Here is an 18754-nt window from a genome sequence, read left to right as displayed (position 1 = left end):
TGCCCGCGGGGGTGGGGGCCGGTCGGGTGCGGTCCCCACCCTGGCTGCCGACGCCGTCCTCACCCCCCGTCGCACCGCAGGTCGCCCGCGCGCATGAAGCCCAGGGGCGCGCCGTCGTCGGTGCGCGAGACGCGCCACAGCTCGTCCGCGCCCTGGCGGGTGGCGTTCACCGGAATGCCCGGGTCCAGGTAACCGACGATCTCGGTCCAGGGGTTGGCGCCCGCGTAGATCGGGGCGTCGGGGCGGGTGGCGGTGCAGGTGCCGCCCGCGTGGGCGGGGGACGCGGTCAGGGGGAGGGCGGCCAGGGCCAGGAGCACGGGAAGCGCGCGGAGCGGATTGCGCACGGTGGGGGCCTCCGAAGAGCGGATCATGGGGTTCCGGTCCACGCTAGAGGTGCGGGGCCGCCGGATCCGGGATCCGGCCCGCCGGGCGTGTGGGCTGGGACACATGGGGAGTGCGGGCCCGATCGGCGGGCAACAGACCCTGTGCGAGCGGCCCGGAACGAAATGCCGAAGATCACGTGTTGAGCGGGACATCTCACCATGTGGTAAGGACGGGGCGTTTTCGGGCTGCTCGTTAAACTGAGCCGACCGCAGTAACGGACTGAGCGAGGAGCGCACGTGGGCCTTGTCGTGCAGAAGTACGGAGGCTCCTCCGTAGCCGATGCCGAGGGCATCAAGCGCGTCGCCAAGCGAATCGTCGATGCCAAGAAGAGCGGCAACCAGGTGGTTGTCGTGGTGTCCGCGATGGGCGACACGACGGACGAGTTGATCGATCTCGCCGAGCAGGTATCGCCGATACCCGCGGGGCGTGAGTTCGACATGCTGCTGACCGCCGGAGAGCGGATCTCCATGGCCCTGCTGGCGATGGCGATCAAAAACCTGGGCCACGAGGCCCAGTCGTTCACCGGCAGCCAGGCGGGCGTCATCACCGACTCGGTCCACAACAAGGCGCGCATCATCGATGTGACGCCGGGCCGTATCCGTACGGCGCTGGACGAGGGGAACATCGCGATCGTCGCGGGGTTCCAGGGCGTGTCCCAGGACAAGAAGGACATCACCACCCTCGGCCGGGGCGGATCCGACACCACCGCGGTCGCGCTCGCCGCCGCGCTGGACGCCGAGGTCTGCGAGATCTACACCGATGTGGACGGGGTCTTCACCGCCGACCCGCGGGTCGTGAAGAAGGCCCGGAAGATCGACTGGATCTCCTTCGAGGACATGCTGGAGCTGGCCGCGTCCGGCTCCAAGGTGCTGCTGCACCGGTGCGTGGAGTACGCACGCCGCTACAACATCCCGATCCACGTCCGCTCCTCCTTCTCCGGACTGCGCGGAACCTGGGTCAGCAACGAACCGCAAGGGGACCAGAAGGTGGAGCACGCGATCATCTCCGGAGTCGCCCATGACGTCTCCGAGGCCAAGATCACCGTCGTCGGCGTGCCGGACAAGCCGGGCGAGGCCGCCGCGATCTTCCGCACGATCGCGAACGCGGAGATCAACATCGACATGGTGGTGCAGAACGTCTCCGCCGCGTCGACCGGTCTGACCGACATCTCGTTCACGCTGCCCAAGGCCGAGGGCCGCAAGGCCATCGACGCCCTGGAGCGCAACCGCGGCGGCATCGGTTTCGAGTCGCTGCGCTACGACGACCAGATCGCGAAGATCTCCCTGGTCGGCGCCGGCATGAAGACCAACCCGGGGGTCACGGCGGGCTTCTTCGAGGCGCTGTCGGACGCCGGCGTGAACATCGAGCTGATCTCGACGTCCGAGATCCGCATCTCGGTGGTCACCCGTGCCGACGACGTCACCGAGGCCGTGCGCGCCGTGCACACCGCCTTCGGCCTGGACAGCGACTCCGACGAGGCCGTCGTCTACGGAGGCACCGGCCGATGACCGCGCGCCGCCCTTCGCTCGCGGTCGTCGGGGCGACCGGGGCGGCCGGCGGCGTCATGCTCCAGATCCTTTCGCAGCACGCGGACGTCTGGGGCGAGGTGAAGCTGATCGCCTCGCCGCGCTCGGCCGGTCGCAAGCTGGTCGTGCGCGGCGAGGAGAGCGAGGTCCTCGAACTCTCCGAGGACGTCTTCGACGGTGTGGACGTGGCGCTGTTCCTGGTGCCGGGCGACGTCGCCGAGCGGTGGGCGCCGATCGCCGCCGCCAAGGGCGCGGTCGTCGTCGACGACTCCGCCGCCTTCCGGATGGCCTCCGACGTCCCGCTGGTCGTGCCCGAGGTCAACCCGCACGCCGTACGGATCAGGCCGCGCGGCATCGTCGCGAGCCCGAACTGCACCACGCTCTCGCTGATCGTCGCGATCGGCGCGCTGCACGCCGAGTTCGGGGTGCGGGAGCTGATCGTCTCCTCGTACCAGGCGGTGAGCGCGGCGGGACGCGACGGCGTCGCCACGTTGCGCGAGCAGCTGGCGACGGTCGCGGGTACGGAACTGGGCACGAGGCCCGGGGACGTGCGCCGGGCGCTGGGCGACGCGGGAAACGGCCCCTTCGCCGCCCCGGTGGCCCTCAACGTGGTGCCCTGGGCGGGCACCGGGGCAGGGGACGGCTGGTCGTCGGAGGAACTGGCGATCCGCGAGGAGTGCCGCAAGATCCTGGACCTGCCGACCCTCCGGGTGGCGGCGACCTGTGTGTACGTACCCGTCGTCGCGACGCACTCGATGTCCGTCCACGCCAGGTTCGAGAGCGAGGTCGAGGTCGACCGGGCCCACGAGATCCTGGCGACGGCGCCGGGCGTGGTGCTGTACGACAACCCGGCGGCGGGGGACTTCCCGACGCCGTCCGACGTCGTCGGTACCGATCCCACCTGGGTCGGACGAGTGCGCAGGTCGATGGACGATCCCCGGTGCCTGGAACTGTTCGTCTGCGGCGACAACCTCCGCAAGGGAGCCGCGCTGAACGTGGCCCAGATCGCCGAGTCGGTGGCCGCGGAGTTCCCCCGTGTCTGATCGAACCCGTTTTGTGGTTTCTGTGAATAGCCTGTGAGTAAGTTGAAGGTCTGAACATCTTGAGATGGGGTGCCGGGGTATCCGACGATGACCGTCCGGCCTGCTGCAACCACCGGCCGGGGAATGCGCGTCTATGCCGTCACCTTCGGCGCGGCGGGGCGCTCATTCGGGGCACTTGGGGAAGAGCAGGTACGTATGAGGGCATGTCGCACAGCGCCGAACGCGGTGGCGCGCGCGTACAACCCTGACGGGGGGAAACGTGTCCAACTGGCGTGGCAGAGGTTCTCGACATCACAGTGGTGGGTCCCTTGCGGGGCGCTTCGGTGCGCCCCCTCCGACGGCCCCGCGCGCCCGGCGGCATGCCGGTGATCGCGCCCATGCCCGCCGCACGTCCCGCGCGGTTGCCCTCGCAGCGCGAGGGCGCTGAGGAAGGCGTGGCTGCCGGAACCACGGTCGACCACCTCACCGAGACCTATCGCGCCCACTACCGGTCGCTGCTCGGGCTCGCGGCGCTGCTCCTGGACGACACGGCCTCGTGCGAGGACGTGGTGCAGGAGGCGTTCATCCGCGTCCACTCGGCGCGCAACCGGGTGCGGGACCCCGAGAAGACGCTCGCGTACCTGCGCCAGACGGTGGTCAACCTCTCGCGTTCCGCGCTGCGCCGCCGCATCCTCGGGCTGAAGCTGCTCTCCAAGCCGATGCCGGACATGGCGAGCGCCGAGGAGGGCGCGTACGACCAGCTGGAGCGGGACGCGCTGATCAAGGCGATGCGGGGGCTCCAGCGGCGGCAGCGGGAAGTGCTGGTGCTGCGCTACTTCGCGGACATGACGGAGGTACAGGTGGCCGAGACGCTGGGGATATCCCTGGGCTCGGTCAAGGCCTACGGCTCCCGGGGGATCGCGGCGCTGCGCGTCGTGATGGAGGCGCAGGGATGAGCCGGCGCGACCGCACGTACGAGAACGGGCCGGGGCGTGAACAGCGCGACGGCGCCGGGCGTGAGCATCGGACTGACCGGACTGGAAACGGGATTGTGAACCACGACGGGGCGGAGAACGCCCTGCCTGCGAACCGGGACGCGGACGCCGACCCGGCCGGCTCGGCGGAGGCCGCCGAAGCCGAGGCCCCCGGGGCCGAAGCCGAGAACGCCGGGGACGGCGCGGACGGTGCGGATGGTGCGGATGGCGGGAAGGCCGGGAACGGCGCGGACGGCGCGAACGACACCGACAGCGGGAAGGCCGTGGGCGGCGTAGCCGGTGGAGAGGCCGGGGCGTCGGAAGCGGGAGGGGCTGCGGCTGCGGATGTGGCGGGTGCGTCCGGTGTGGCCGAGGCATCCGAGGCGTCCAAGTCATCCGAGGCATCCGGCGGCGCAGGGGCGGCGGGGTCGGTCGGGACGGTTGGCTTCGGCAGTCTGAGCAGCCTCTTCGGCCCGGATTCCGGTGCGGGCAGCGCCCTGAACGGCGACGGGCTGAACGGCGACGGATTGAGCAGCGACGGGCTGAACGGCGGTGACGCGGATCTCGACGAGGTCGCGCTGCGCCGCATGCTGCACGGCGCCGTCCGGAACATCGAGCCCCGTGACGGCACGCTCGACCGGTTGCAGCGCGCGGTTCCCGTCCGGCGTGCCAAGCGACGGCAGGCCGTCGTCGGGCTGGCCGCGGCGGCGCTGCTCATCGGCACCGCGGTGCCCGCCTTCGTCCACGTCGCGAACTCCGACGGTTCGAGCGCGGCCAACCCCGCGATAGCCGGGCACGGCGAGCAGGCGCAGGGCGGCAACGGCACCGGGGCCGGTTCGGAGCACGCGGGCAAGGACAGCGGCGGCCACGCCGACGGGCGGACCGACGGCGACCCGGACCACCCCGAGAGCACCAGCAGCCCCTCCGACAGCCGGGGCCGGGGCGAGGACGGCGACCTGACGGGCGGCACCGCCGACCCGGACCGGACCGAGGTGGCCGCCATGGCGGCCTGCGGACCGGGTCAGCTCGGGGTCGCCTCGGCCGAGACCGGCGCGCCCGGGGCCGACGGCACGGTCTACGGAACCTTCCGCATCGCCAACGTCTCCGGCACGGAGTGCGCGGTGAACAACGGGGGCAGCGTGGGCTTCCAGACGATGGGCGCGGCCGACGAGACCAGGATCATGGTCGTCCACCACACCGCGGGCGACGCGGCACCCGGGCTGCCCGACCCCTCGCAGGAGCAGCGGGCGGTGTTGCTGAAGCCGTCCATGGCGTACGAGGTGAAGTTCGCCTGGGTGCCGAAGGAGACCTGCCCGACCGCCGGGGGCTCGCCGAGCCCGACTCCGACGGAGGGCGGCGGCAGCGGGGGCAGCGGGGGCGGTTCCACGGTCTCCGGTGTCGGCAGCGGCGAGGGGACGACGGACATGGACGCCCAGCTCCTCGGCGAGGACGGCGGCATCCAGGACGGCAGCGTCTCCGTGATGCACACGCCGGAGGCCGGGGCACCGGTCGCGGCGGCGACGATCCCCAACGCCTGCTCGGGCACGATCTACCGGACCGGGGTACTGGCCCCCACGACGTGACGCGCACGCGGCGCGGACGAGACGGGTGAGGGCCCGCCGGACCGATCCGGCGGGCCCTCACCCGTCTCCCGCGCATGTGTACGTCCGGGGCCGGGGCGGTACCGGACGGGCCGCCCCGGGACCGGGGCGACTCAGGTCTCAGACGGCCCCGCTGCCCACGGCGGGACTGGCGCCCTCGTCCTCGCCCTTCTTCCCGCCGCTGCCGTCGGTGTCGGCGGCAGGGGCGGTGTCGGTACTGGTGGCGGCCCCGTCCTCCGGGACGAGGCCCAGGCGCAGGTCGCGCGCGGCCTCGGCCTCGCGGCGGACCAGGCGGAACCACATGAAGAGCACGAAGCCGGCGAAGACGAACCACTCACCGGTGTAACCGAGGTTCTGGAACGCCTTCAGGTCGAGCCCGGTGCCCTGCGCGGCGGCGGCCGGGACGGGGCGCAGCGCGCCGCCCGCCCCGTCACCCGTGCCGGAGCCCGTGTCCTGGACCGTCACCCAGGCGTCGTAGACGTCGTACGGGACGAGGTTGATCAGCGACGCGGCGCTGATGATGCCCAGCTGCCCGTCGGGGAGCCCGCCCCGCGTGTGGGCCCCCGCCGTGCCGGCGTTCTCGGACGCCTGGAGGTCGCCGGTCACCGTGACCCTGCCGGTCGGCGCGGCGGGCACGGGGGTGGTGCCGGGCTCGCCGGGCAGCCAGCCCCGTACCACCGGCAGGGCCTTGCCGGTGTCCGTGCGAAGCATGTTCAGGACGTAGAAGCCGCTCTTGTCGTCCAGCTCCCGCCCGGGCACCAGGAACTGGTCGGCGTACCGGCCGGTGGCGGTGGCGGGGCGGCCGGAGGTCACCTTGTCGACGGGCAGGAGGTCGTCGAGCGGCTCGGCGGCCCTCGTGCCGGGGGCGGGCTGCTCCGTGGCGGCGTCGTGCGTCTGCACGCGGTCCTCGAAGCGGCCGAGCTGCCAGGTGCCCATGACCAGGCAGAACGGGATGGCCAGCACGACGAAGAGGTTGATCCCCCACCATCGCGGGGTCAGCAGGAACCGGTACACCCCTCCACGGTACGGCCCCCCGCTCCGGCGGCCCGGCGCGGGGGGCCGCCCGGCGGGCCGCCCGCGCCGCGCGAAGTCCCCTACTCGCCGGACGGAATCGGCTGCGAGGTCGGCTGCGAGGCGGACTGAGGGGCCGGCTGCGGGACGGACTGAGCGGCCGGCTGCGGGGTCAGGTGGCGGCGGGCGAAGTCCAGCTCCAGACGGACCTGCTTGATGCGCTCCTCCACGACGAGCGAGCCGTGCCCCGCGTCGTACCGGTACACCTCGTGCACCGCGTTCCGCTCCTTCAGCCGGTCCACGTAGTTCTCGATCTGGCGGATCGGGCAGCGCGGGTCGTTGACGCCCGCCGAGATGTAGACGGGGGCCCGGACCTCGTCGATGTACGTCAGCGGGGACGAGGCCGCGAAGCGCTCGGGCACCTCCTCCGGCGTGCCGCCCAGCAGCGTGCGGTCCATCGCCTTCAGGTCCTCCATCTCGTCGTGGTACGCCGTGACGTAGTCGGCCACGGGCACCGCCGCCAGGCCCAGCGCCCAGTCGTCCGGCTGCGTGCCGAGCCCGAGCAGGGTCAGGTAGCCGCCCCAGGAGCCCCCGGCCAGGACCAGCTTCTCCGGGTCGGAGAGGCCGGACTTCACCGCCCACTCCCGGACCGCCGCGATGTCCTCCAGCTCGATCAGGCCCACCCGGTGCTTGAGCGCGTCCGTCCAGGCGCGGCCGTATCCGGTGGAACCGCGGTAGTTGACCCGGACGACCGCGTAGCCGTGGTCCACCCAGGCGGCGGGGCCGGAGGCGAAGGCGTCGCTGTCGTGCCAGGTCGGGCCGCCGTGGATCTCGAAGACCGTCGGGAACGGGCCCTCGGCCGGGGCGGCGGGCCGCTGGACGAGCGCGTGGACACGGCCGCCGGGCCCGTCCACCCACACGTCCTCCACCGGCACCGAGGCCGGGGCCTTCGGACCGGGCGGGTCGAGCACCACGGCCCCCGAGGTGGACCTGATGACGGGCGGCTGCGCGGCCGAGGACCACAGGTACTCCACCGTGCCGTCGGGCCGGGCCGTGGCGCCCGACACCGAACCCGCCGGGGTCTCCAGCCGGACGGGGGCGTCCGCGCCCGGCTCGTACCGCCACAGGTCGTTGCGGGCCTCGAAGCCGTGCGCGACCAGCAGCGCGGAGGCGTCCGGATACCACTCGGCGCTCACGTCGCCGGGCAGGCCGAGCACGAGGTCCGTCTCCTCGCCCGTCGTCGGATCCCAGATCATCGGCTCCCAGCGGCCCCGCCGCTGGTGCCCGACCAGCAGTCTGGTGTCCCCGGCCACGGGGGCGAAGCCCAGCACGGACAGGCCCAGCTCCTTGGTGCCGCCCTCGGTGTCGTCCAGCTCGGCGACCGTCGTGCCGTCCGGCCGCACCACGCGCAGCGCGGAGTGCATCGCGTCGCCGTGCTCGGTGTGCTCCAGGGCGATCAGCGTCCCGTCGTGGCTGAGATCGCCGACGCCCGCCGACTCGTGGTGGCGGTAGATCTCCACGGGGGCGGCCCCGGGACGCACGACGTGGACCGTCGTCCCCTCCTCGTCGGTCGAGCGGCCGATCACCGCCGTGCCGTCCCGCCCGAGCGCGAGCCCCGCCGGGTACGAGGGGGCGAGGCCGGGCACCGCCGGTTCGTCGCCCGACCCGGCCTCCCCGCCGTGGAACGGACGGCGCATCCACACCCCGAACTCGTCCCCATACGACGGCAAGTCTGGAACGGAGGAACCCATGCCGTCGTCGAACCACCAGATCCACTCACCATCGGGGGAGAGCACCCCGTCCGTGGTGCCGTCCGGCCTGTCGGTGACCTGCCGCTGGTGACCGGTCGCCCGGTCCCAGGCGTAGATCTCATACGTGCCGGTCGCGTTCGACACGAACAACGAACGGTCGGGGGCGTCTTCCGCCCAGTCGGGGAGGGAGACGCGCGGGGCTCGGAACCGCTTCTCCCAGTCGGGCATGGCTTCTGCGTCGCTCATGCCTCCATGTAACCCGATCAGCACTGGGTCGTTTTACGGATCACCAGATGGTTCTACGACGCGATTCCCCTTCGCTCCGGCTTTAGTGCAGAACGAGGTGCGATCAAAGTAATGCAAACGAACGTTCGAGTAGTGGGCTGTGGCCGACAGTCGGTGACCCGCACGGAAGACGAGAACTCCCTCTCCATCGGAGCCCAGAAGCGCGACCTCCAGTACTGGGTCGACACGCCCGGACAGGGGCGCCTCATAGTCGGCTGGGCACTCGACACCAACACATCCGGGACGACAAACCGTTCCTAATCAGTGAGCAGGAGTGAGTCTTGGACCCATACCTGGTCACTGCGGACACCCCGAACGGTTTTGGATGTCCTGGTTGCCCGCGTACTCGCCGCGTCCGGCGGCACGGATCGTGTCCGTGGTCCGGGGATGCGGGGGCGGGGTCCCTCACGCCCAGGGGCACACCGGTCGGCCTGGATGGTCCGATGCCCGTGCACATCGCTCTGGTGTGCACGGGGCGGTGTCGTCCGTCGCCGGATCGGGTGTCCCTGGGCGCGTCGTCCGATCGCGATGCTCGCTGCATCGTGCCGGGTGGTCTTACGGGTGGGGCCGGCCATCGGCTTTTGCCAGTGCTGGGCGCCCCACTTGCTGGTGTAGGCCGGGTCCACGGCGATGATCGCGATGCCTGTGGCGTCGGCCATGGAGGTCAGCCGGGCGCGGAGCTTGCCCGTCGGCATGCCGGAGATGAGTTGCCGGAATCGGCGCTTGCGCCCGTGCTTCTCTCTGGTCTTCTCGGTCTGGAAGTCGAGGTCTTCGACCGCGATGGCCTTGACGCCGCAGGCTTTGGCCCAGTTCAGCAGCCGTGTGAGGGCGTGCCGTACCTGGGCGTCGCGGTGCTGGGCGCCTTGAGACAGGTCGTAGAAGAACCGGCGCGGCCGGCCGATCGGGTTGCCGTGGGTGTCCAGGCGCCATGCGGCGAGGTGGTCGGCGTTGGTGTCCACGCCGATCACGCCGCCCGCGAGGGCGGCTTGGAGTGGGATGGTCGCGGTGGGTGGGATCTGCCAGGAGGCGTCCACGTACCAGCGGCCGCGCCCGGTGTCGTAGTGGATGCGGTAGGCCACGGCCCGGTTGGCCTCCACGCGGTCGGCCCACTCCTGCTCCCGGTAAGGGAACCGCAGCTTGGCAGCGAGTACGTACCGGCCGTGCCGGGCGTTCGCCAGGTCGGCGAGCGGGGCCGGGAGCTTGATCGACACTTCGCCCTCGGGCGTGATGCGGATCGTCTCGTTGCCGAACCTTTTCCCCGACTCGCCGTCCGCCTTGAGGAACCAGCGCCCCGCTTCCCCCCGCTCACGCCACTGGGACGCGGTGAGCTGCGCCCTGTCGAGGTTGTGACGGGTGCCCAGCAGACGGTTACCGCCACGCACGACGTGCACCCGACCCGCTTCCCGGCCGGCCCGAACCTTCTCGAGCCGGTCCTCCAGCACGTGCAGGCGGCGCGCTTTGTTAAACCACTCGTGCGTGGAGCGGTAGCCGCCCGGAGTCTGCTTGGTGCCCTTCCGGCCGACCGGCAGCGACAGCCGGTGCCGGATCGTCGCGATACCGGCTTCGAGGCCCTGCACGTGCGCGGCCTGGCCGCGCCGGGCGAGCGCCCACTGGTCATGCGTGGCCTTCGTGATCGCCCCGGCCCACCTGGACGACGACTGGGCCGTCAGGTCCCGCTTACGGACCGCCCATGACTCGGCGGAGTGCTCCAAGCCGTCGGTGCAACGCGCTTTGAGGTCCTTCGAGGCGAGCGAGCCCAGGTGCGCCCCCACCAGGCGCAGAACCTTCTCATCCGCGGGCGTGAGGTCCCCCAGCCGGGTACGCACCGCCACACCGGACGGGCCGAGAGCGACGAACGGCGCGGCGATCGGGCGGAGGTCAGCCATGTTCGGCCGCTTCCAGTGCCTTGCGGGCACGGTTCCTCGCCGACCTGCGCCCGTACAGACGGGCGCAGAACGACGTCAGTACCTCCACCATGTCCCGCACCAGGTCGTCTGCGACCTCGCCGTCGTCCACCACCAGCAGGCGACGGCCCGTCGCCGACAAGGCGGCCTCGACAAGCTCGACGTTCATCCGGCCGAGCCGGTCCTCATGCTCCACCACCACGGTGGTCACGTTCGGGTCGGCCAGCAGACGCCGGGCCTTCGAACGGCAGCCGTTCATCCCCGAAGCGATCTCCGCCTCGACACGAACGACCCGGTGACCGGCGTTCACCGCCCACGCCGACAGCCGCGCGACCTGGCGTTCCAGATCGGTCTTCTGATCGTGCGAGGACACACGGGCATACAGGCCCAGACCACCGATGGCCTCAGGCGTAGTGTTCGCGTCGATGTTCACCAGGATCGTGCGCGGTCCGACCCGCTGAGCCGGTACCGGCAACACCCCCTCACGGAACCAGCGATACGCGGTCTGCGGATGCACACCCTGCGTCTTCGCCCATTCCGTCAGATTCACACCCCGACAACGACACTCACTCACACATGGTTACGCTCACTTACCCGACTTCGCGGACCAGCAGGTGCAGACCCCACTCCCGTGCGGGACGCGGAGCAGCGGGCGGCCCTCGTCGCGGCGCACGGGACGGCCGAACTCCCCGAGGCCCTGGTCAAGGTGAGAGCCAAGACCGTGGAGACCTTCCCCGAAGCGGCATCCGTCTTCGTCTCCACACTGCGCGTGGCATGACCGCAGACGCGCACTGAACACCCTTGCAGCCCCCGGCCCAGGCCCTTCCCCTCGGTCAGGGGCTCTTCCCGCCTCAGGGCGCCGCACACAGCTTCCTGCCTGCGGCTTCCCTGTGGCGCGGATCATCGCAACCCCGGGAGTGGTGACGGAGTCCGACACGCTGGGTACCGCTGTACCTCCGTACGCCTTCGGCCCTCGGCCAGTCGGACTGCGCACGCCTACCAGAAGGGAGCACATGACCCCTGCCTCGACGGGGACCCATCGGCGCTCACTGCGCCGCGCAGGAAGGAACCACCTTTGCCTATCAAGCTCAAGGAGTGGGCCGCCATGCCCCCCAATCTGCGTCGGGCGTCGATAATTCGTTCGCTCCGTCCCCAGCCTGTGGATAACCTGCCCGACATGCATGCACCCACCCCTGACGACTGGCACGAGGCGAACCGCGCGTTCTGGGACGAGCGGGTGCCGATCCACGTCGGCAGCGACTACTACGACCTCGCGGCCTTCCGCGCCGGGGAGGACGCCCTGCGCGACTTCGAACCCGTCGAGGTCGGGGACGTCGAGGGGAAGTCGCTGCTGCACCTCCAGTGCCACATCGGGGTCGACACCCTCTCCTGGGCGCGGCACGGTGCCGGGCCCGTCGTCGGCCTGGACCTCTCCGAACCGGCCGTCGAGGCGGCGCGCGGTCTGGCCCGCGAGCTCGGGTTCGACCAGGACCGGGCGGCGTTCGTCGTCGCGGACGTCCACGACGCCGCGGAAGCCGTGCCCGACACCTCGTACGACATCGTCTACACCGGGATCGGCGCGCTGAACTGGCTGCCGGACATGCGGCGCTGGGCCGAGGTCGTCGCGTCGCTCGTGGCGCCCGGCGGCTTCCTCTACCTCGTGGAGTTCCACCCGGTGACGGACTGCTTCGACGACGCCACGGGCACGAAGGTCGAGTACGACTACTTCACCCGCGACGCGTGGGTGGACGACACGCCGGGCACGTACGCGGACCGGGACGTGCCCACCGTCCACAACCGCACCGTCGAGTGGCAGCACCCGATCGGCGAGGTGGTGTCGGCGCTGGCCGCCGCCGGGCTGCGGATCGACTTCCTGAACGAGCACGACGTCTCGCTCGTCTCCCGCTTCGAGGCGCTGGAGCGGCAGGACGACGGCTACTACCGGTTCCCCGAGGGCCGGCCGCGCATCCCGCTGATGTACTCGCTCAAGGCGTCGAAGCCGGCCGGTTCCTGAGGAAACGCCAGGTCGGGGCGATTGTCAGTGGTGGGGTGCAGACTCGAACCCATGACTACGACTGCCGAGCTGCGTGTCGCCGTGGAGACGTACTGGAGTGCGGCCGACTCACGGGACTGGGACGCCTTCGCCGCCACGCTGGCCGACGACGTGCTGTACGACCTCCCGCAGACCCGGGAACGGATCCGCGGCAAGGAGCGGTACCTGCAGTTCAACCGCGAGTACCCGGCGGACTGGCAGGTCCGTGTCGAGCGGATCGTGGCCGACCACGAGGGGCACCAGGCCGCCGCCCGGACACTGGTGACGACCGGCGCCGAGGAGTCGCACGCCATCCACTTCTTCACGTTCGACGGGGCGGGGCGGATCAACGGGATAACGGACTTCTGGCCCGAGGCGTACGAACCCCCGTCGGGCCGGGAGCACTTGGTGGAGCGGTACTGAGCCCGGGGGCCGAAGGGTCCGGGACCGGCCGGGGGGAAAGCCGGGTCCGTTCGGGGGCGGGCCGGTTCGGGGCTGGTTGGTTCGGGGCGGGGAGGGTCCGGCCGGGGTGGGGGGTGTGCCCGGCCGGGACGTGCATGAGTGCGGCGGGCCTTCGGAAGTGATTCCTTGGCCCGCCGCCCCTGCACCCTCGTCGTCCGCGTCCTACGCGGCCGAGCGGAAGGCCGGAAGGTAACCGCCGGACTGGCCGGCGGCCTTGGGGTGGTACGAGTTGTAGACCGGGAGGGTCACACTGTGGAGCCACGCGCTGCCGGAGCACAGTTCGTGCCCGCTGAACTCGTCCACCACGCTGGAGAACGTGAACCCGGCGTTGGCCGCCTGCTTGGCGATGACGCCGTTCAGCACGTCGGACGCGTTGTTTATCGCCGCCCGCTCCTTCTCGGAGAGACCCGCGATGCAGCTGCCGCTCAGCTGGTAGAAGCGCGGGTAGCCGAGCACCACGACATGGGCCTGGGGAGCCCGTGACCGGATGGAGGTGTAGAGCGAACTCAGCTTGGAGGGAAGCGAGTTCTGCGCCTGCGAGACGGCCGTGCCGACCCTGCTGAGGCAGGTGGCCTCGCCGGACAGCACACAGGCCTGCATGACATCGGCGAAGCCGACGTCGTTGCCGCCCGCGGTGACGCTGACCAGGCCGGTGGAGGAGCTCAGTGCCCCCAGCTGGGTGCCGGCCACCGAGCTGGTCGTGGCGCCCGAACAGGCCACGAAGGCAAAGGAGGAGGGCGAGTTCGCAGCCGCCCAGAGGTAGGGGTAGGACTTGGTGCTGCGACGGCAGTCGCCGCTGTCGGACAGGTAACTTCCCGCCCCGACACCGGACGAGTACGAGTCACCGAGAGCGACGTAACCGCTCGCGGCCGTCGAGTTCGCGAAGGCCGGCTGGGCAAAGCCCAGGGCGGCCACGGCGGCGAGCGCCAGGGTGGATGCGGACGCCCAGAATCTCCGTACCGACATGGCTGTCAGCCCTCCGAAGTGTGGGGGGTGGATGGGGGGTTGGGTTGAGCGCCATGTTTCTAGCAGCTGTCGGTACCAGCCGGTAATAGTCGCGGAAAAACTGGTCTGATATGCCCCAATGGCCGTTCGGTGGCTGAGCTCCGCGCGTAGATAAACCTCCGGGGGCGGCCCGAATGGACGTTATTCGGCCATGCGTTGGGGCCGTGCGGGAGCGGTGCGCGGAAGGCTCGCGAGCGATGCGCGGGCGGCGCGGCAGAGGTGCGCTTCGTCGGGCGCGGTGGCTCGCGGGAAGTTCGCGAAGGGCTCGTCGAGGAGCCGGGAAGGCCGCCGGGGAGCTGTGGGCCCCGGTCCGGAATGGTGGCAAACGGTGCGGGGCGGCGGGGGCGGGCGGCGCGGAAGGTTACGCGGAGTGATGCCCGTCGGGTGTGGACCGGGGCGCGGGCGGGGGTCCGGGCGCGGGCGGGGCTGGGGGTGCGGGTCCGGGCGCGAATCCGGGTGCGGAGGTGGGGGCGGGCGCGGGGCGGGGGTTGTCTCAACGAAAAACGCCCTCTGCGGTGGCGTTCCCCTTGGGGGTGCCACCGCAGAGGGCGGTTGTCGTACTGCCGGGAGGGTCAGTTGTGGCCGAACCTCCGCTGCTTCCGGTGGGAGACCTGTTCTGAGATCGAGCGCACCGGGTCCGGGGTGGTCGGCTGCGTCCGTTCCTTCGTCTCCGGAGGGGCGCTGCGTTCGTGGCCGCCGGTGCGGGCGCCGCGGTTCTGCCGACTCTGCTTCTTGCCCACGATCGTGCCTCCTGTTGCGGATCTCGGACGATGGGCCATGACCAGACTCGCACGCAGGCATAAAAGGTGCATTTCGTATCACGGTCGCCGAGTGCGGCTACCTCCGGGCCGTCCGGTGCGCGGGATGGCGTGCCGCCCCGGCCGGGCGGTCCGCAGGGTGGTGCGCCGCCCGGCTTCTTCGGTTCGCGGGGCGGCGGGCCGGCCGGGTTCTCCGGTTCACGATGCGGGACCGGCCGTGGCGTAGTCCGCGAGCGCCGGTTCGAGCAGGCCGAAGGCGCGGTCCCCTTCCGCCGCGACGATCTCGGCGATCTCCGGGTTGGTGAGACCGGTGAGGGTGAGTTCCTGGACGCGCTGGAACAGGGTGCGCTGCACCGCGCCGAGCAGGGCCGCCGCCGTGCGCACGGTGATGTCGTCGGGGGTGGAGCCGGTGGCCTCGGCGAGGGTGGCGGCCAACGCCTCCTCGCGCTGGTCGTGCAGGCCGCGCAGGCAGGCCGAGAGGGTGGGGCTGTCGGCGATCATGCGCGAGAACTCCGGTCCCGCGAAGCCCTGGACCGGGTTCTGTGCCGCCACCGCCGCCCCGAAGTCCCGGCGCAGGGCGGCCAGGGCGGACTCGCCCTCCTCGCGGGAGGCCACGACCTGGGCCGAGCTGTCGATGAACGCCTCCTGGTGGTCGAGGGCCAGGTCCTCCTTGCGCGGGAAGTAGTTGGTCACCGTCTTCTTGGCCACGCGTGCCGCGACGGCGATCTCCGCGATGGTCGTCCGCTCGAAGCCCTGCTCGATGAAGAGCCTGGTGGCGTGGTCGGAGATCAGCTGTCGGGTCTCCCGCTTCTTGGTCTCCCGCAGGCCCGGTGCGCCCGGCGTTCCGGGGGGTGGGGTGGTGTCCGTCTTCGGTTCCATGTCGATGCTCACGAGGGAATCTTACCTCCATGGCATTTTTATGTTGACACCCTGATGAGGCTCGCTCTAAGTTTACCTCCGTCGCAAATTTCCCCCGACGGAAAGGAATGGTCATGCGGAAGACCGACCTCGTCACGTTCCTCGCGAACCAGGCGGCAGAGCAGGCCAACCAGCCCGACAACAAGGGGAATCGTCGATCCCGGTTCGTCGCCCCGCCCTCCGCCGGACGCATCCCGGGCAACGCCCGCCCCCTGCGCAACATCCCGCGCCGCCGCTCCTACTGACGTCCCGGCCCCGACCGAAGCCCCGCCCCTGTACGGGCACTTGGCCCCGTACGGCCACCCGGCCCCACGCGGCCACCCGGCCACCCGGCCCCACGCGGGCATCCAGCCCCGTACGGACCGTTCATCCCTCCCACGGACAGGAAGCCGCCTTGCAGATCACCGCCACCACCGTCTCGCTCACCGTCGACGACGTCGCCGCGTCCCAGGACTTCTTCACCACGCACCTCGCCTACCAGGTGCGGGTCGCGGCGGACGGATTCGCCTCGCTCACCCGCCAGGACGCCGCCGCCGACATCGTCCTGCTGCAGCGCGGCACCGAGGTCCTGCCGGCCGACCAGCGCGACCGGCACGCCTCGGGCCTGATCCTCGCCCTCACCCTCACCGGCATCGAGGCGGAGGAGAAGCGGCTGCGCGCCGAGGGCGTCGAGATCACCATGCCGCTGCGCGAGGAGCCCTGGGGCGAGCGCCTGTTCCAGGTCCAGGACCCCAACGGGGTCGTCGTCCAGTTCGTCGAATGGGCCGACGCCGCGGCCACCGGACCGGACGGATCATGAGGCCCGTCGGGGAGCGATCCCCACGGCCGTACGGGGGTTCCGGCCCGTGCGCCGGACCGGGCCCCCGTACCGCACCGAGCCCCGGCAGCCCGGGCGGCACGCTCCGCAGACCTCCCCGACCTCCCCGGAGCGTGCCGCCCGGACGGCATCGGCGGAGGTCACCTGGCCGGTGCGTGATCGGGGCCGGACAGTAGAGTTCGGCTGCGTCAGCCCCCGAGCACCGAGGTACCGGCCGTGACCCTCGCCCCACCCGAACCCCCCGCCCCACCTGCGGTGACCGTCGTAGGGATCGGTGCCGACGGCTGGCCGGGACTGTCCGGGCCGGCCCGCGAGGCGCTGACCGCCGCGCAGGTGCTGATCGGCGGCGGACGGCAGCTCGACCTGCTCCCGCCGTCGTGCGCGGGACGCCGGGTGCCGTGGCCGTCACCGCTGAGGCCCGCCGTCCCCGGTCTGCTCGCCGAGCACGCGGGCAGCAGGATCGCCGTCCTGGCCAGCGGCGACCCCATGTTCTACGGGATCGGCCGGGCCCTGACCGAAGTGCTGGGCGCCGCCGCGCTGCACGTCGTGCCGCACCCCTCGTCCGTCTCCTACGCCTGCGCCCGCATCGGCTGGCCGCTGGAGGACACCGAGGTCGTCACCCTGGTCGGCCGCCCCGCCGCCCGGCTGGCCGCCGCCCTCCACGACGGCCGACGGCTGCTGGTCCTCAGCGCGGACGCCACCACCCCCGCCGAGGTGGCCGGCCTGCTGCGCGAACGGGGCTTCGGCCCGAGCCGGCTGCGGGTGCTCGAACAGCTCGGCGGCACGGACGAGTCCTGCACGGAGGGCACCGCGGACCACTGGCCGCACCCGCCGGGCGACCCGTTGAACATCGTCGCGGTCGAATGCCGCCGCGCCCCCGAAGCCCTGCGCCTGGGCGCCGTACCGGGCCTGCCCGACGAGGCGTACGAGCACGACGGGCAGCTCACCAAGCGCCATGTGCGGGCCACCACCCTCGGCGTGCTCGCGCCCGCCCCCGGCGAACTCCTGTGGGACATCGGCGGCGGCTCGGGGTCCATCGCGATCGAGTGGATGCGGACCCACCCGTCCTGCCGCGCGATCTGCGTGGAACGCGACCCGGCGCGGGCGGAACGCATCGCGCGCAACGCCGACCGCCTCGGGGTGCCCGCACTGCGCGTCGTCACCGGCCGGGCCCCGGACGGACTGGCCGGACTGCCCGCGCCCGACGCCGTGTTCATCGGCGGCGGACTGACCGCGCCCGGCCTCCTCGACGCCTGCTGGGAGGCGCTGCCCGGCGGCGGCCGGCTGGTCGCCAACACGGTCACGCTGGAGTCCGAGGCCCTGCTCGCCGGGGCGCACCGGCGGTACGGCGGCGAACTGGTCCGGCTCGCCGTCGCGCACGCCGTGCCGGTCGGCGGCTTCACCGGCTGGCGGCAGGCCATGCCGGTCACCCAGTGGTCCGTGCGCAGAACCTCGACCACCCCCGTCGCGGAACGCCCCGCACGGGTGTCCGCGGAAGATCCAGGAGACAACAGATGACCGTGTACTTCATCGGCGCGGGCCCGGGTGCGGCCGACCTGATCACGGTGCGCGGCGCCCGCACGCTCGCCGCCTGCGGGGTGTGCCTGTACGCGGGCAGCCTGGTGCCCCGCGAACTGCTCGCCGAATGCCCGCCGGACGCCCGCCTGGTGGACACCGCCCAGCTCGACATCGACCAGATCACCGCCGAACTCCTGGCCGCGCACGAGGCCGGCCAGGACGTGGCCCGGCTGCACTCGGGCGACCCGTCGGTGTTCAGCGCGGTCAACGAGCAGATGCGGCGGCTCGACGAGGCCGGGGTGCCCTACGAGGTGGTGCCGGGCGTCCCCGCGTTCGCGGCCGCCGCCGCGGCGCTCAAGCGGGAACTGACCGTGCCGACCGTCGGCCAGACCGTCATCCTCACCCGGATCGCCCAGCGCGCCACCGCCATGCCCGAGGGCGAGGACCTGGCCACGCTGGGCCGCAGCGGGGCACTGATCGTGCTGCACCTCGCCGCCCGGTACGTCGACCGCGTCGTGGCGGAACTGCTGCCGCACTACGGGGCCGACTGCCCGGCCGCCGTCGTGGCACTGGCCTCCCGCCCGGACGAGCTGATCCTGCGCGGGACCCTCGACGACATCGCGGAGCAGGTGAAGTCGGCGGGAGTGATCCGTACCGCCGTCATCATGGTCGGCCGCACGCTCGGCGCCGAGCAGTTCCGCGACAGCCACCTCTACTCGCCGCAGCGGGAACGGCACGTCTGCTGACGGGCGGTCGGACGCCGGTACGAGGGGTGGGGAGCCCTCC

At 71.8% G+C, this 18754-nt stretch carries 20 protein-coding genes; 12 read left to right on the top strand and 8 right to left on the bottom strand.

Annotation, left to right across the window (positions count from 1 at the left end; genetic code table 11):
• Nucleotides 1–59: 59 nt before the first annotated feature.
• The gene (locus OCT49_RS15570; RefSeq protein ID WP_283852485.1) at nt 60–371 is read right to left on the bottom strand and encodes a hypothetical protein; all 312 of its coding nucleotides are present in this window, start codon (nt 369–371) and stop codon (nt 60–62) included.
• Nucleotides 372–620: 249 nt separating this feature from the next.
• Between OCT49_RS15570 and OCT49_RS15565 the strand changes: the two genes are divergently transcribed.
• From OCT49_RS15565 to OCT49_RS15550, 4 genes are all read left to right on the top strand, one after another.
• Entirely contained in the window at nt 621–1892 is a 1272-nt protein-coding gene (locus tag OCT49_RS15565) for an aspartate kinase (RefSeq protein ID WP_283852484.1), read from the top strand.
• On the top strand, nt 1889–2953 hold the full coding sequence (locus tag OCT49_RS15560; RefSeq protein ID WP_283852483.1) for an aspartate-semialdehyde dehydrogenase: 1065 nt from the start codon (nt 1889–1891) through the stop codon (nt 2951–2953). The genes OCT49_RS15565 and OCT49_RS15560 overlap by 4 nt, the downstream gene beginning before the upstream one ends.
• 359 nt (nt 2954–3312) lie before the next feature.
• Nucleotides 3313–3888, top strand: coding sequence for a SigE family RNA polymerase sigma factor (locus tag OCT49_RS15555; RefSeq protein ID WP_266417417.1), 576 nt, complete (start codon nt 3313–3315; stop codon nt 3886–3888).
• Between the two features lie 95 nt (nt 3889–3983).
• Entirely contained in the window at nt 3984–5489 is a 1506-nt protein-coding gene (locus OCT49_RS15550) for a hypothetical protein (protein WP_283852481.1), read from the top strand.
• A gap of 138 nt (nt 5490–5627) precedes the next feature.
• Here the strand turns inward: OCT49_RS15550 and OCT49_RS15545 are convergent, their stop codons facing one another.
• Nucleotides 5628–6521, bottom strand: coding sequence for an SURF1 family protein (locus OCT49_RS15545; RefSeq protein WP_283852480.1), 894 nt, complete (start codon nt 6519–6521; stop codon nt 5628–5630).
• Between the two features lie 80 nt (nt 6522–6601).
• The gene (locus OCT49_RS15540) at nt 6602–8515 is read right to left on the bottom strand and encodes a prolyl oligopeptidase family serine peptidase (RefSeq protein WP_502963382.1); all 1914 of its coding nucleotides are present in this window, start codon (nt 8513–8515) and stop codon (nt 6602–6604) included.
• A gap of 153 nt (nt 8516–8668) precedes the next feature.
• On the opposite strand from OCT49_RS15540, the gene OCT49_RS15535 reads away from it, so the two are divergent.
• Nucleotides 8669–8815, top strand: a complete 147-nt coding sequence (locus OCT49_RS15535) for a hypothetical protein (RefSeq protein WP_283852479.1) — start codon at nt 8669–8671, stop codon at nt 8813–8815.
• Here OCT49_RS15535 and OCT49_RS15530 read toward each other — a convergent pair.
• Both OCT49_RS15530 and OCT49_RS15525 read right to left on the bottom strand, forming a co-directional pair.
• Entirely contained in the window at nt 8812–10440 is a 1629-nt protein-coding gene (locus OCT49_RS15530; protein WP_283852478.1) for a transposase, read from the bottom strand. The two genes, OCT49_RS15535 and OCT49_RS15530, sit on opposite strands and share 4 nt — an antisense overlap.
• Nucleotides 10433–11008 carry an IS607 family transposase gene (locus OCT49_RS15525; RefSeq protein ID WP_283852477.1) on the bottom strand — a complete coding sequence of 192 codons (576 nt, stop codon included), beginning with the start codon at nt 11006–11008 and terminating at the stop codon, nt 10433–10435. Before OCT49_RS15525 ends, OCT49_RS15530 begins: the two co-directional genes overlap by 8 nt.
• A gap of 81 nt (nt 11009–11089) precedes the next feature.
• Between OCT49_RS15525 and OCT49_RS15520 the strand changes: the two genes are divergently transcribed.
• From OCT49_RS15520 to OCT49_RS15510, 3 genes are all read left to right on the top strand, one after another.
• Nucleotides 11090–11236, top strand: a complete 147-nt coding sequence (locus OCT49_RS15520) for a hypothetical protein (protein WP_283852476.1) — start codon at nt 11090–11092, stop codon at nt 11234–11236.
• 399 nt (nt 11237–11635) lie between these two features.
• Nucleotides 11636–12472: a class I SAM-dependent methyltransferase gene (locus OCT49_RS15515; RefSeq protein WP_283852475.1), complete on the top strand. Its 837-nt coding sequence runs from the start codon at nt 11636–11638 to the stop codon at nt 12470–12472.
• Nucleotides 12473–12523: 51 nt separating this feature from the next.
• Nucleotides 12524–12913: a nuclear transport factor 2 family protein gene (locus OCT49_RS15510; RefSeq protein WP_283852474.1), complete on the top strand. Its 390-nt coding sequence runs from the start codon at nt 12524–12526 to the stop codon at nt 12911–12913.
• A 201-nt stretch (nt 12914–13114) separates the two neighbouring features.
• Here OCT49_RS15510 and OCT49_RS15505 read toward each other — a convergent pair whose 3' ends face one another.
• From OCT49_RS15505 to OCT49_RS15495, 3 genes are all read right to left on the bottom strand, one after another.
• The gene (locus tag OCT49_RS15505) at nt 13115–13918 is read right to left on the bottom strand and encodes an SGNH/GDSL hydrolase family protein (protein WP_283852473.1); all 804 of its coding nucleotides are present in this window, start codon (nt 13916–13918) and stop codon (nt 13115–13117) included.
• Nucleotides 13919–14529: 611 nt separating this feature from the next.
• On the bottom strand, nt 14530–14697 hold the full coding sequence (locus OCT49_RS15500; RefSeq protein ID WP_283852472.1) for a hypothetical protein: 168 nt from the start codon (nt 14695–14697) through the stop codon (nt 14530–14532).
• 216 nt (nt 14698–14913) lie between these two features.
• Nucleotides 14914–15594, bottom strand: a complete 681-nt coding sequence (locus OCT49_RS15495; protein ID WP_283855811.1) for a TetR/AcrR family transcriptional regulator — start codon at nt 15592–15594, stop codon at nt 14914–14916.
• 113 nt (nt 15595–15707) lie between these two features.
• On the opposite strand from OCT49_RS15495, the gene OCT49_RS15490 reads away from it, so the two are divergent.
• The 4 genes from OCT49_RS15490 to cobM all read left to right on the top strand — a co-directional run bounded on the left by OCT49_RS15490 (nt 15708) and on the right by cobM (nt 18714).
• Nucleotides 15708–15878 (top strand): hypothetical protein, encoded by a 171-nt coding sequence (locus tag OCT49_RS15490; protein WP_283852471.1) that lies wholly within the window; start codon nt 15708–15710, stop codon nt 15876–15878.
• Between the two features lie 149 nt (nt 15879–16027).
• Nucleotides 16028–16432: a VOC family protein gene (locus OCT49_RS15485; RefSeq protein ID WP_283852470.1), complete on the top strand. Its 405-nt coding sequence runs from the start codon at nt 16028–16030 to the stop codon at nt 16430–16432.
• Between the two features lie 234 nt (nt 16433–16666).
• On the top strand, nt 16667–17968 hold the full coding sequence (gene cbiE / locus OCT49_RS15480; RefSeq protein ID WP_283852469.1) for a precorrin-6y C5,15-methyltransferase (decarboxylating) subunit CbiE: 1302 nt from the start codon (nt 16667–16669) through the stop codon (nt 17966–17968).
• The gene (gene cobM / locus OCT49_RS15475) at nt 17965–18714 is read left to right on the top strand and encodes a precorrin-4 C(11)-methyltransferase (RefSeq protein ID WP_283852468.1); all 750 of its coding nucleotides are present in this window, start codon (nt 17965–17967) and stop codon (nt 18712–18714) included. The genes cbiE and cobM overlap by 4 nt, the downstream gene beginning before the upstream one ends.
• Nucleotides 18715–18754 lie beyond the last annotated feature (40 nt).

Source organism: Streptomyces sp. ML-6, assembly GCF_030116705.1.
Lineage (GTDB): Bacteria > Actinomycetota > Actinomycetes > Streptomycetales > Streptomycetaceae > Streptomyces.
Note: the sequence above shows the minus strand (reverse complement) of the source record. Positions and strands in the feature narration are given on the sequence as shown.